The following is a 12,534-nucleotide window of genomic DNA, read 5'->3' as shown; positions in this document are numbered from 1 at the left end:
TAGAGTTTCGGCTGTCATAGCGAAGGGGAAACGCCCGGCTCCATTCCGAACCCGGAAGCTAAGCCCTTCAGCGCCGATGGTACTGCACTGGTGACGGTGTGGGAGAGTAGGACGCAGCCGGACACACATTCACGACAACCCCGCCGGACAACCGGCGGGGTTGTCGCATTTCCACACCGCTTTTACCGGGTCATTCTTGGCGTCTGTGACGGCCTGTTGGGCGTCCACTAGTGTGGGCTCGTGCCTGAACTCATCTCCTCCCCGACCCGTATCCCGGTCCCCGGCGGCAAGGTCATCGACGAGCACGTCGGTGCCGTCAACACCCCCCGGGCGGACCTGCAGTCGTCCGTCTCGGTGGCCCGCATGGTGGCCCCCGCAGGATGGTCCGAGCCGTTCCAGACGCCGGAGTTCGACGAGATCACGCTCGTCCTGGCCGGGACGGTCATCGTCGACCACGACGGCGGCGCCCTGGAGGTGGCCGCCGGTCAGTCAGTCATCACCCGCGGGGGAGAGCGCATCCGCTACTCCTGTGGTCCCGACGGTGCGGAGTACGTCGCGGTCTGCCTGCCGGCCTTCAGCCCGGACACCGTGAACCGCGAGGACGACGCCCCCGCCGCCAACACCCACGGCGGCTCCGCATGAGCGAGAGCCCACAGGGTGCCGGAGCATCCGGCACGAGCGATGCCGAGCTGCGCCGGGCGCCGAAGGTTCTGCTTCACGACCACCTCGACGGCGGCCTGCGTCCGCAGACCATCATCGAGCTTGCCGACGACTCGGGCTACTACGCTCTGCCTGCGACCGATGCGTCGGCCCTTGGCACCTGGTTCCGCGACAGTGCCGACTCGGGATCACTGCCGCGCTACCTCGAGACCTTCGACCACACCCTGGCGGTCATGCAGACCCGGGAGGGGCTCTTCCGCGTGGCGAGCGAGTGCGCCCAGGACCTCGCGGCCGACGGCGTCGTCTATGCCGAGAGTCGTTACGCGCCCGAGCAGCACCTGGGCCACGGCCTGACGCTCGAGGGCGTCGTCGAGGCGGTCAACGCCGGTCTGCGCGACGGTGAGGCCAAGGCCAAGGCTGTCGGCCACCGCATCCAGGTGACCTCGCTCCTGACGGCCATGCGCCACGCCGCCAAGTCCACCGAGATCGCGGAGCTCGCGATCCGCTACCGCGACGAGGGCGTCTCGGGCTTCGACATCGCCGGCGCGGAGGCGGGCTACCCGCCCACCCGTCACCTCGACGCCTTCGAGTACCTCCGGCGCGAGAACTTCCACTTCACCATCCACGCAGGGGAGGCCTTCGGGCTGCCCTCGATCTGGGAGGCGATCCAGTGGTGCGGCGCCGACCGGTTGGGCCACGGCGTGCGCATCGTCGATGACATCACGATCGACGGTTCGCCGTTCGCCGAGTGGGTCGAGGGCCATCGCGACGACGCGGGCGCCCTGACCTCCCTGGAGCTGGACCGCGTGCGTCTCGGACGTCTGGCCGCCTACGTGCGCGACAAGCGGATCCCGCTCGAGATGTGCCCGAGCAGCAACCTGCAGACGTCAGCGGCCCTGTCCATCGCCCTGCACCCGATCACCCTGCTGCGCCGGCTGCGGTTCCGGGTCACGCTCAACACCGACAACCGACTGATGAGCGACACGTCCATGACGAAGGAGGCGGCGCTGCTACGTGACCACGCGGGCTGGAGCCTCGAGGACCTGCGTTGGGTGACGATCAACGCGATGAAGTCGGCCTTCATCCCCTTCGACGAGCGCCTCGCGGTCATCGACGGTGTCATCAAGCCGGGCTACGCCGACCTCGGCTACGCCGCGCCGCCCATCGCCTGAGCGGTCCCGAGCCCCCCTCTCGGGCCCGTGCCACAGGCTGCCGCGGGCCGGCGGCGTCACGCCCCTTCGAGGGCGGCGGCGACCGCGGCCTCGACGTGCAGGCGGGTGGTGGGAAGGACCGGCACTGCCGAGTCGGTCTGGTCCACGAGCAGCTCGATCTCGGTGCAGCCGAGGACCACGCCCTCGGCGCCGGCGGCGACGAGACGGGCGATGATCTCGCGGAAGGCCTGCCGGGACTGCTCGGTGACGACACCGCGACACAGCTCGTCGTAGATGACCCGGTGCACCACCGCGCGGTCTGCCGGGTCGGGCACGAGGACGGTCAGCCCGTGACCGGCCAGCCGGTCGCGGAGGAAGTCCTGCTCCATCGTGTATGCCGTGGCGAGCAGTCCCACGCGCGCCAGACCGGCCGCACGCGCTGCCTCGGCCGTCACGTCGCCGATGTGCAGCAACGGGATCGTCACGGCGGCCTCGATCGCTGGCGCCACCTTGTGCATCGTGTTGGTGCAGAGGACGAGCAGCTCGGCGCCGCCGGCCTCCAGCCCGGCCGCGGCAGTGGCGAGGAGCTCGCCGGCCTCGTTCCACCGACCACCGGCCTGGAGCCGCTCGACCTCGGCGAAGTCGACCGAGTGCAGCAGCAGGCGTGCCGAGGCGAGACCGCCGACCTGCTCGCGCACCAGCTCGTTGGCGAGGCGGTAGTACTCGGCGCTCGACTCCCAGCTCATGCCGCCCAGCAGGCCGATGAGCTTCACCGGCCCCGGGCTCCCGCGTGGAGCAGGGCGCCGAGCTCGGCCTCGGCCTGGCGGGGGTGCAGGCACCGCGCCCCGTGCGCCTCGGCCTGGGCGACCACGTGGGGCTCGTCGCGCCACAGGGCGAACCCACGGCGCACGAGGATGTGGGGCGGCTTGCGGCGCTCGGACAGGTCGCGGACGAACCGGCGCACGGCGGTCAGGGACCGGTTCTGGCGCACGCACAGCGCCTCGGCGAGCAGCTCCTCGCTGTGGAGCGCGGCCACGAGCCGACCTGCGAAGAGCCCCTCGGCGATGACGTAGTCGGTGGCGCGCGCCCGGACCACGTGCCGTCCCGTCACCGCGGACGCGCCGATGTCGTAGACGGGGACCTCGACGGTGCCCTCGTCGACGAGCCGGCGCAGGGCCTCGACGGCCGACTCGGCGTCCCACGAGTCGGCGTGGTCCCAGTCGGGGATGCCGAGGGGGGAGCGGGGCAGCCGCGGGTCGCTGGCCTCGCGGTAGAAGTCGTCGAGCCGCACGACGGGCCACCCGTGGGCGGACTCCAGCCGCGCCGAGAGCCGGCTCTTTCCCGATCCGCTCGGGCCGGTCAGCAGGATGACGCGGCGGCGGCCGGAACCGCTCTCGCCGACGGCCGACGCGTCGCCTCCGACCACGGGGTCAGAGGCCCTTGGGGTGCCAGACGGTCTTCGTCTCGACGAAGGCGCGGATGCGGGTCAGGCCCGGGTCGGCGGTCCAGTCGGGCTCGACGGGCACGCCGCCCGCCAGGGCCGGGCGGAGGACGCGCTTGAGGTTGCCGGCCGCCTCTGCCTCGAGGGCGGCCCAGTCGACACCGTCGGCGCCGGCCACACCGGTGAGGTCGACGGCGTTGACGTCGCGGTGCGCGGCGAGCCAGGTCGCGACCTCGGCGGTCTGGGCCGTGATGATGTTGACGACCCCGCCGGGCACGTCCGAGGTGGCGAGCACCTCACTGAAGGTCACGGCAGGCAGCGGCCGCGAGGCCGACGTCACGACGACAGCCGTGTTGCCCGAGGCGATGACCGGGGCCACGACCGAGACGAGCCCGAGCAGTGAGGACCCTTGCGGCGCAAGGACACCCACGACACCGGTCGGCTCGGGCGCCGAGACGTTGAAGAACGGGCCGGCCACCGGGTTGAGGTTGCCGAGCACCTGGGCGATCTTGTCGGTCCACCCGGCGTACCAGACGACGCGGTCGATGGCGGCGTCGACGGTGGCGCCGGCAGCCCGCGGCGAGAGACCCTCGCCGGCAGCCACCTCCTCGATGAACTGCGCGCGGCGGCCCTCGAGCACCTCGGCGACGCGGTAGAGCACCTGGCCGCGGTTGTAGGCGGTCGCACCCGACCACTTCGCGAGCGCGCCACGAGCGGCGACGACGGCGTCACGGACGTCCTTGCGCGAGCCCATCGCCGCGTTGGCGAGGAACTCGCCCTTGGCCGAGACGACCTCGTAGGTGCGGCCGGACTCGCTGCGCGGGAAGGCGCCGCCGATGTAGAGCTTGTAGGTCTTGCGCACGTCGAGGCGGGTCATCGGACGGCTCCCGTCAGGGTTGCAGGGGCGGTGGTGACGTAGGCCTCGAGACCGTGGCGGCCGCCCTCGCGGCCGTAGCCCGACTCCTTGTAGCCGCCGAACGGCGACGTGGGGTCGAAGCGGTTGAAGGTGTTGGCCCAGACGACGCCGGCACGCAGCTGGTCGGCCATCCAGAGGATCCGGGAGCCCTTCTCGGTCCACACTCCCGCCGAGAGGCCGTATGCCGTGTTGTTGGCCTTGGCGACCGCCTCCTGCGGCGTGCGGAACGTCAGGACCGACAGCACCGGCCCGAAGATCTCCTCGGTCGCGACGCGGTGCGTCTGCGAGACACCGGTGAGCACGGTGGGCGGAAACCAGTAGCCCTTGGACGGCAGCGTGCACTCCGGGCTCCAGCGCTCGGCGCCCTCGGCGACACCGGCCTCGACGAGCGAGGTGATGCGGTCGAGCTGCGCCTTGCTGTTGATCGCGCCGAGGTCGCTGTTCTTGTCCATCGGGTCACCGACGCGCAGGGTCTCCAGGCGACGCTTCAGCCTGGCGACGACCTGGTCGTGCACGTTCTCCTGGACGAGCAGGCGCGAGCCGGCGCAGCACACCTGGCCCTGGTTGAAGAAGATGCCGCCGATGATCCCCTCGACGGCCTGGTCGATGGGGGCGTCGTCGAAGACGATGTTGGCGGCCTTGCCGCCGAGCTCGAGCGTCGCCTTCTTGGACGTGCCGGCGATGGAGCGGGCGATCGACCTGCCCACCTCGGTCGAGCCGGTGAAGGCGATCTTGTCGACGTCCGGGTGCTCGACGAGGGCCTGACCGGTGCGGCCGTCGCCGGTGACGATGTTGACGACGCCGGCGGGCAGATTGGCCTGCTGGCACACCTCGGCGAAGAGCAGGGCCGTGAGCGGGGTCGTCTCGGCGGGCTTGAGGACCACGGTGTTGCCCGTGGCGAGGGCGGGCGCGATCTTCCACGCCAGCATGAGCAGCGGGAAGTTCCAGGGGATGACCTGCCCGACCACGCCGTGCGGGCGCGGCACGTCGGCGCCCGAGGCGGACAGGCCGGCATACTCCAGCTTGTCGGCCCAGCCCGCGTGGTAGAAGAAGTGCGCCGCGGCGATCGGCACGTCGACGTCGCGGGTCTCCTTGATCGGCTTGCCGTTGTCGAGCGTCTCGAGGACAGCGAACTCGCGCGCCCGCTCCTGCAGGATGCGGGCGATGCGGAAGAGGTACTTGCCGCGCTCGGCGCCGCTCATCCGGCCCCAGACGCCCTCGTAGGCGCGGCGGGCCGCGGCGACGGCCTTGTCGACGTCCTTGGGGCCGGCCTGGCTCACCTCGGCGAGGACCGTCTCGTCGGCGGGGTTGATCGTCGGGAAGGTCGCCTTGGGGCGCGTGAAGGCGCCGTCGATGAAGAGCCCGTAGGACTTCTCGATCGTGACGATGGCGCGCGACTCGGGCGCGGGGGCGTACTCGAACTTCGGCATGGGATGTCTTTCGTGGGCGCTGTCGTGTCAGGCGCGGTGCGGGGCGCGGTCGGTCAGTCGATGGTCACGTAGTCGGCGCCGGAGTAGGCACCCGTCGTGAGCTTCTGGCGCTGGAGGATGAGGTCGTTGAGCAGGCTGGACGCGCCGAAGCGGAACCACTCGGGGGAGAGCCAGTCGTCGCCGGCGACCTCGCTGACCATGACGAGGTACTTGATGGCGTCCTTGGTGGTCTTGATGCCACCGGCGGGCTTGACCCCGACCTGGACGCCCGTGAGCTCGCGCCAGTCGCGCACGGCCTCGAGCATGATGAGGGTGACGGGGAGCGTGGCGGCCGGCTGGACCTTGCCGGTCGAGGTCTTGATGAAGTCGCCGCCGGCGAGCATCGAGAGGTAGGAGGCGCGGCGCACGTTGTCGTAGGTGACGAGCTCACCCGTCTCCATGATGACCTTGAGGTGCGCGTCGCCGCAGGCCTGCTTGACCTCGGCGATCTGGTCGAAGACCGTGAGGTAGTCGCCCGAGAGGAACGCGCCGCGGTCGATGACCATGTCGATCTCGTCGGCGCCGGCCTCGACGGCGTCACGGGTGTCGGCGAGCTTGACCGCCATGCTCGCGCGTCCCGACGGGAAGGCCGTTGCCACGGCGGCGACGTGGATGCCGCTGTCGCCGAGCGCGGCCTTGGCCGTCGCCACCATGTCGCCGTAGACGCAGATCGCGGCGGGCCTCGGCGTCGTCGGGTCGAGGGCGTCGGGCACGAGCGCCTTGGCGCACAGCGACCGGACCTTGCCGACGGTGTCGGAGCCCTCGAGGGTCGTCAGGTCGATCATGCCGATGGCGGTGTCGATGGCCCAGGCCTTGCTCGTCGTCTTGACCGAGCGGGTGCCGAGCGCGGCGGCCCGTGCCTCGCAGCCGACCTGGTCGACCCCGGGGAGGCCATGGAGCCAGGAGGTCAGGGCGCGGTTCGTCAGGCGCGACACCCCGAGGACGTCCCGCGCCTGCGCGGTGAGGTCCTGCGCGGTGCGCGTCGTGGTGCTAACAGTCACTACGGGAGTCTATCCACCTGCTGAGATGGTCCGTGACGCGTGAGAGAGTCTGTCCGTGAGTCCCGATGTGCCGCAGCCGTCCGTGCCGGAACCCCAAGGCGATACCGGGGGAGAGCCGGGTCTGCGCGACGCCCGGACGTTGCGCCCGGGCTCTGCGATCGGCGTCGGGGTCGTCGGCGCCCTGTCGGGGCTGGCGCTGCTCGTCCCCGGGCTGCTGACCTCCCCGCGCAGCTGGGCGCTCATCTCGACGGTCGTGCTCGGGCTCGTGCTGCTGTGGCTCTTCGTCGTGCGGCCCTGCGTCGTCATCCACGCGGAGGGGATCCGCCTGGTCAACCCGCTCCGGGTCGTCGACGTCTCGTGGCCGGTCATCTCCGAGGTGCGCTCGCGCTGGGCGCTCGAGCTGTTCGTCGAGGGCCGGCGCTACACCGCGTGGGGCGTCCCGGCGGACCCGGGCCGGCCGAGGTACGGCCGCGGCCTGATGAGCGTCGGGGCCAACAAGGTCCGCGGCAAGGGCACCATCGAGATGCCGTCGAAGCCCAAGGTCGAGGCCCAGGTCGTCGCCGCCGAGGTCGAGGAGCGCCGGACCGCGGACCGTCGCCGCAAGGACGGTCGCACCCCACGTATCGCGCACCAGACCTGGGACCCGGTGTCGGTCGGGCTCCTGCTCGCCGCGACGGCCTTCTTCGTCATCGGCACCTTCGTCGCCTGAGCGTCGCGGGTGCAGGCACCGGCCGGTGCCTGCACCCGCGACACCTCACAGCGCGGTCAGGGCCTCGAACGCCGCGCGGACCCGCGCGAGCCGCGTCTCGGCCACCGCCCGAGACTCCCCGAGGGAGGACCTGCCGGCCACCGGCTCGATGACCTCGAGGTAGACCTTGACCTTGGGCTCGGTGCCGCTCGGGCGCACGATGACCCGCGACCGGTCCTTGAGGTGGTAGCGCAGCCCCTCGGTCGGCGGCAGGCCCCCGTCACCCCTGCTGAGGTCGTCGGTGCGGGAGACGTCGACACCCGCCACCGTCGTCGGCGGCTCGGCACGCAGGCGCGCCATGAGGGTGTCGATCTGGGCGAGGTCGGAGACGCGCACCGAGAACGAGTCGGTCGCGTGGACGCCGTGCTCGACGGCGAGGTCGTCGAGCAGGTCGGGGAGCGTGCGCCCCTCGGCCTTGAGGGTCGCCGCCAGCTCGGCGAGCAGCAGCGCGGCGCTGACGCCGTCCTTGTCGCGCACGATCCGGGGAGCCACGCAGTAGCCGAGTGCCTCCTCGTAGCCGTAGCGCAGGCGGCCCACCCGGGAGATCCACTTGAAGCCGGTCAAGGTCTCCTCGTGGCGCACGCCCGCCGCCTTGGCGATCGAGGCCAGCAGGCGGGAGGACACGATCGAGTTGGCGAAGACGTCTCGACGCGAGACGCCTCGCCGCACGATGTGCGCACCGAGGAGCGCGCCGACCTCGTCGCCGCGCAGCATCCGCCAGTCGCCGAGAGCCGGGTCGAGCACGGCCGCCGCGCACCGGTCGGCGTCGGGGTCGTTGGCGATGACGAGGTCGCACCCGACGGACCGGGCCCGGGCGAGCGCCAGGTCGATGGCGCCCTTCTCCTCCGGGTTGGGGAAGGCGACCGTCGGGAAGTCGGGGTCGGGCACGGCCTGCTCGTCGACGACGACCGGAGCCGGGAAGCCCGCCTGGACGAACGCGGTGTGCACCGTCGCGTGCCCGACGCCGTGCAGGCTCGTGTGGACGGTGCGCAGGTCACGGGGCGAGGTCGGGTCGACGACGGTGACGACGGCGTCGACGTAGTGCTCGAGGAGTTTGTCGCCGAGCGTCTCCCACCCCTCGGTCGCACGGGGCACGTCGGCGACCCGCTGCACCCGGGCGATGTGTGCCGCGATCTGGGCGTCCGACGGGGGCACGATCTGGCTGCCGTCCCCGAGGTAGACCTTGTAGCCGTTGTCCTGGGGCGGGTTGTGGCTCGCGGTGACCATGACGCCGGCGTCGGCCCCGAGGTGACGGATCGCGAAGGCCAGGACGGGCGTCGGCAGGGGCTGGGGCAGCAGCAGGGCGCGTCCACCGGCGGCGACGACCACCGCCGCGGTGTCGCGCGCGAAGACGTCGGAGTTGTAGCGCGCGTCGTAGCCGATGACGACCGTCGGCGCCTCGCCGGCTCGTCCCTCGTCCTTGAGGTATGCCGTGAGGCCGGCCGCCGCTCGGATGACGACGCTGCGGTTCATCCGGTTGGGACCGGCGCCGAGGGCGCCGCGCAGTCCCGCCGTGCCGAACTCGAGCAGCCCCGCCATGCGGTCGGCGAGGTCGGCCGCCGCGGCCTCGTCGCCCCCGGAGGCGCGCTGGATCACGGCGTCGAGCTCCGCGCGGGTCGTCGGGTCGGGGTCGTCGTCACGCCAGGCGCGCGCTGCGGCATACAACGTCTCGGTGGTGCCGACCGCGGTCATCAGAGGCGACCCACGACGTCGGCGAGGAGGCGGCCGCAGCGCTCGGCGGCGGCCTGACCCGCCTCGAGGACCTCCGCGTGGCTCAAAGGCTGGTCGGAGATGCCGGCCGCGAGGTTGGTCACGAGGGAGATGCCGAGGACGTCGAGTCCCGCCTGGCGCGCCGCGATGGCCTCGAGGCTCGTCGACATCCCGACGAGGTCGCCGCCGATCACCTTGGCCATCTGCACCTCCGCCGGCGTCTCGTAGTGGGGCCCACGGAACTGGACGTAGACGCCCTCGTCGAGGCCGGGGTCGACCTCACGTGCCAGGTCGCGCAGGCGAGGCGTGTAGAGGTCGGTCAGGTCGACGAAGTTCGCGCCCTCGATGGGGGAGTGCGCCGTCAGGTTGATGTGGTCGCGGATGAGGACCGGGGTGCCCGGCGCCCAGGCAGGGTTGAGACCGCCGCAGCCGTTGGTCAGCACGACCACCCGGCACCCTGCCGCCTTGGCCGTGCGCACGCCGTGGACGACGGCACGCACGCCGCGGCCCTCGTAGAAGTGGGTGCGCGTGCCGAAGACGAGGGCCCGCCGGCCCGTGTCACCGATGGCGACCGAGCGCATGCTGCCCGAGTGTCCCGCGACCGCCGCGGCGTGGAAGCCCGGCACGTCGGCGTTGTCGATGGTGGCGAGCGTCTCGCCGATGAGGTCGGCCGTCTGGCCCCAGCCCGAGCCGAGGACGAGCGCGACGTCGTGGTGCTCGACGCCGGCGCGCTCGGCGATCACGGCGGCGGCGTCGGCGGCGACGTCGAAGGGGTCGGTGGAGGGGTCGTTGAGATCACGGTGGGAACGGGTCACGGTCAGGACTCTAGCGAGGTCGTCGCGACGCGGGCACCGATCCCCGGCGCCCCGCGGCAGGCCTCGGGGCCCGCCGGGGCGACCCTGCGGGGATGGTTGGATGGACCTCGTGATCACGCGCGAGACAACCGTTGTCATCATCGGCGGCGGCCCCGGAGGCTACGAGGCGGCCCTCGTCGCCGCCCAGCTCGGCGCCCGGGTCACCATCGTGGAGAAGGACGGCCTCGGCGGCGCCGCCGTGCTCACCGACTGCGTGCCGAGCAAGGCCCTCATCGCCACCGCCGACTACATGTCCGACTTCCAGACGGCCTCGCACCTCGGCGTGCGCCTCCAGGACGACGACGGCGACGAGGTGTCCGACGCCGTCGCCCAGGCGCACACCGTCAACGGCCGGATCCTCGAGCTGGCCGCGGCCCAGAGCGCCGACATCCAGGGCAGCCTCGAGCAGGTCGGCGTCACGGTGCTGCGCGGCACGGCCCGCATCGCCGGTCGCGAGCGGGTCGTCGCCGAGCTCGCCGACGGCACGACCCGGGAGCTGTCGGCCGACGTCGTCCTCGTCGCGACCGGCGCCGCGCCCCGGGTCATGGACACCATGCGACCCGACGGCGAGCGCATCCTCACCTGGCAGCAGATCTACTCCCTCGACGAGCTGCCAGAGCGCATCATCGTCATCGGGTCCGGTGTCACCGGCGCCGAGCTCGCGCAGGCCTACCTCGGCCTCGGCTCCCAGGTCGTGCTCGTCTCGTCACGCGACCGGGTGCTGCCGGGAGAGGACGCCGACGCCGCCACCGTCATCGAGGACGTCTTCCGCAAGCGCGGCATGGAGGTCATGGGCAGGTCGCGGGCCGCCTCCGTCGAGCGCACCGCCGACGGCGTCGTCGTGACCCTCGTCGACGGGCGCACCGTCGGGGGGTCGCACGCCCTGCTCGCCGTCGGGTCCGTGCCCAACACCGCCGGCCTGGGTCTGGAGGAGGCCGGCGTCGAGCTCAGCCCCTCCGGGCACGTGCAGGTCGACCGCGTCTCCCGCACCAGCGTCGGCGGCGTCTACGCCGCCGGGGACTGCACCGGCGTTCTGCCACTGGCCTCCGTGGCCGCCATGCAGGGCCGCATCGCCATGTGGCACGCCCTCGGTGACGCCGTGTCGCCGCTCAACGTGCGTGGCGTCGCCGCCAACATCTTCACCGAGCCCGAGATCGCCACCGTCGGCATCAGCCAAAGCGCCGCGGACGAGTCACCCGACGTGGAGTCGGTCATGCTGCCGCTGGCACGCAACCCTCGCGCCAAGATGCAGGGCATCACCGACGGCTTCGTCAAGCTCTTCTGCCGCAAGGGCTACGGCACGGTCCTCGGCGGGGTCGTCGTCGCACCCAAGGCCTCCGAGCTGATCTTCCCCGTCGCTCTCGCCGTGCAGAACCGGCTCGGCGTCGACCAGGTGTCGAGCACCATCACGGTCTACCCCTCGCTGTCCGGCTCCATCGCCGAGGCGGCGCGCCAGCTGCACCAGTCCGACTGACCGGTCCACCTGACAGCCCCAGAGACGGGTCCGAGCGGCGGGTCCGCCGCGCCCGACTGGGCCAGCCAGACGGACGAGCCCGACCGGTCCGGTGGACCCGGCCGGACGGCATACGCGCTCGGTCGGCCGTCAGGGCCGCGGGTCGCCCGACGGACGGTCACGCTCATCCGGGTCGTGACCGGTGAGCCCCTCCTCCTCGGCCCAACGCTCGCGTCGGCGACGGGACACGGTCTCCCGCAGCTTCTTCTGGAGCGGGTAGAAGATCGCGGCCACGACGATGAGGATGACGAGGTTGGTCACCGAGAAGAAGGTCTGGTCGGTCGTCGCAGTCGGCAGGGTCGCAAGCACATGAGCAGTGTGCCAGAGGCGTAGCGTCGGGCCCGTGGCGGCGTCGTCGTCACCTCGGGGTCCCGAAGGGAGCCGGACGGCGTCCCCGAGCAGGTCGGACCGTGGAGGCACTCACCGTGAGCGACTGGATCCAGAAGGCCAAGGACTTCGTCAAGGGCCATCCCGAGCAGGCCCAGCAGGGGCTCGACAAGGCCGAGGAGCTGATCAACGAGCGCACCGGCGGGAAGTACGCCGACCAGGTCGACCAGGGCAGCGACAAGCTGAGGGAGACGCTCGGCCTGCCGCCCGACCCCGACGCCACCCTGCCTCCGGGAGCCCCGGAGCCGCCGGCAACGCCCACGCCGCCGGGCACCCCGCAGCCTCCGGCCACCCCCGAGCCCGCGCCGAGCCCGACGCCGGAGCCAGCGCCGGGCCCCACCCCCGCACCGAGCCCCGAGCCGGTGCCCACGCCGTCGCCGGTCCCGAGCCCCGAGCCCGGGCCGGGCCCGGTCGAGCCGATGCCGCCGGTCGACCCCACCGACCCGTCGCCCGTCGACCCCCACCTGCCGGGGGGACCCGGGCCGTCGGAGATCCCGCCGTCGGGCGAGCCCGCCGGCGAGCAGGACCTGCCCGGTGTCCCGAACCCGAACGCCCCCGGCTCCAGCAACGGAGAGGGTGACATCACGCTCGGTGACCCGCCCCCGCGGCAGGGCTGAGCCGGACCGGGAGACCGACGCCGGAGACGACGAAGGGCCGACCCGCCACGCGGCGGGTCGGCCCTTC

At 72.3% G+C, this 12,534-nt stretch carries 13 protein-coding genes and 1 rRNA gene; 6 read left to right on the top strand and 8 right to left on the bottom strand.

Going from position 1 to position 12,534, the window contains the following annotated elements; all coding sequences use genetic code 11:
• Positions 1–6 precede the first annotated feature (6 nt).
• The 3 genes from rrf (at position 7) to ABD297_RS14065 (ending at position 1,832) form a co-directional block, all read left to right on the top strand.
• Positions 7–123 (top strand): 5S ribosomal RNA (gene rrf / locus ABD297_RS14075).
• A gap of 117 nt (positions 124–240) precedes the next feature.
• Complete coding sequence (locus tag ABD297_RS14070; RefSeq protein WP_344255580.1) at positions 241–642, top strand: cupin domain-containing protein; 402 nt, start codon at positions 241–243, stop codon at positions 640–642.
• A complete protein-coding gene (locus ABD297_RS14065) occupies positions 639–1,832 on the top strand; it encodes an adenosine deaminase (protein WP_344255579.1) in 1,194 nt (397 codons plus the stop codon). The genes ABD297_RS14070 and ABD297_RS14065 overlap by 4 nt, the downstream gene beginning before the upstream one ends.
• A 56-nt stretch (positions 1,833–1,888) precedes the next feature.
• Here ABD297_RS14065 and ABD297_RS14060 read toward each other — a convergent pair whose 3' ends face one another.
• Genes ABD297_RS14060 through deoC form a run of 5 tightly spaced genes read right to left on the bottom strand, consistent with a single transcriptional unit; the run spans position 1,889 to position 6,638 of the window.
• Entirely contained in the window at positions 1,889–2,584 is a 696-nt protein-coding gene (locus ABD297_RS14060; RefSeq protein ID WP_344255578.1) for an aspartate/glutamate racemase family protein, read from the bottom strand.
• Positions 2,581–3,237 (bottom strand): uridine kinase family protein, encoded by a 657-nt coding sequence (locus ABD297_RS14055; protein WP_344255577.1) that lies wholly within the window; start codon positions 3,235–3,237, stop codon positions 2,581–2,583. The genes ABD297_RS14060 and ABD297_RS14055 overlap by 4 nt, the downstream gene beginning before the upstream one ends.
• 4 nt (positions 3,238–3,241) lie before the next feature.
• Entirely contained in the window at positions 3,242–4,129 is an 888-nt protein-coding gene (locus tag ABD297_RS14050; RefSeq protein ID WP_344255576.1) for an aldehyde dehydrogenase family protein, read from the bottom strand.
• Positions 4,126–5,598 carry an aldehyde dehydrogenase family protein gene (locus ABD297_RS14045; protein WP_344255575.1) on the bottom strand — a complete coding sequence of 491 codons (1,473 nt, stop codon included), beginning with the start codon at positions 5,596–5,598 and terminating at the stop codon, positions 4,126–4,128. The genes ABD297_RS14050 and ABD297_RS14045 overlap by 4 nt, the downstream gene beginning before the upstream one ends.
• Positions 5,599–5,651: 53 nt before the next feature.
• Positions 5,652–6,638 carry a deoxyribose-phosphate aldolase gene (deoC, locus tag ABD297_RS14040; RefSeq protein ID WP_425581172.1) on the bottom strand — a complete coding sequence of 329 codons (987 nt, stop codon included), beginning with the start codon at positions 6,636–6,638 and terminating at the stop codon, positions 5,652–5,654.
• 55 nt (positions 6,639–6,693) lie between these two features.
• Here deoC and ABD297_RS14035 point away from each other — a divergent pair, with 55 nt between their 5' ends.
• A complete protein-coding gene (locus ABD297_RS14035; RefSeq protein ID WP_344255574.1) occupies positions 6,694–7,347 on the top strand; it encodes a PH domain-containing protein in 654 nt (217 codons plus the stop codon).
• Positions 7,348–7,392: 45 nt separating this feature from the next.
• Here the strand turns inward: ABD297_RS14035 and ABD297_RS14030 are convergent, their stop codons facing one another.
• Together ABD297_RS14030 and ABD297_RS14025 are read right to left on the bottom strand one after the other, a co-directional pair.
• A complete protein-coding gene (locus ABD297_RS14030; RefSeq protein ID WP_344255573.1) occupies positions 7,393–9,078 on the bottom strand; it encodes a phospho-sugar mutase in 1,686 nt (561 codons plus the stop codon).
• On the bottom strand, positions 9,078–9,911 hold the full coding sequence (locus ABD297_RS14025) for a purine-nucleoside phosphorylase (protein WP_344255572.1): 834 nt from the start codon (positions 9,909–9,911) through the stop codon (positions 9,078–9,080). The genes ABD297_RS14030 and ABD297_RS14025 overlap by 1 nt, the downstream gene beginning before the upstream one ends.
• 100 nt (positions 9,912–10,011) lie before the next feature.
• Between ABD297_RS14025 and ABD297_RS14020 the strand changes: the two genes are divergently transcribed.
• Complete coding sequence (locus tag ABD297_RS14020) at positions 10,012–11,424, top strand: NAD(P)H-quinone dehydrogenase (protein WP_344255571.1); 1,413 nt, start codon at positions 10,012–10,014, stop codon at positions 11,422–11,424.
• A gap of 129 nt (positions 11,425–11,553) precedes the next feature.
• On the opposite strand, the gene ABD297_RS14015 is transcribed toward ABD297_RS14020, so the two are convergent.
• On the bottom strand, positions 11,554–11,772 hold the full coding sequence (locus ABD297_RS14015) for a hypothetical protein (protein ID WP_344255570.1): 219 nt from the start codon (positions 11,770–11,772) through the stop codon (positions 11,554–11,556).
• A 116-nt stretch (positions 11,773–11,888) separates the two neighbouring features.
• Here ABD297_RS14015 and ABD297_RS14010 point away from each other — a divergent pair, with 116 nt between their 5' ends.
• Positions 11,889–12,467, top strand: a complete 579-nt coding sequence (locus tag ABD297_RS14010) for an antitoxin (protein ID WP_344255569.1) — start codon at positions 11,889–11,891, stop codon at positions 12,465–12,467.
• Positions 12,468–12,534: the final 67 nt, after the last annotated feature.

Origin of the sequence: Terrabacter carboxydivorans (genome assembly GCF_039532035.1) — a bacterium.
Lineage (GTDB): Bacteria > Actinomycetota > Actinomycetes > Actinomycetales > Dermatophilaceae > Terrabacter > Terrabacter carboxydivorans.
Note: the sequence above shows the minus strand (reverse complement) of the source record. Positions and strands in the feature narration are given on the sequence as shown.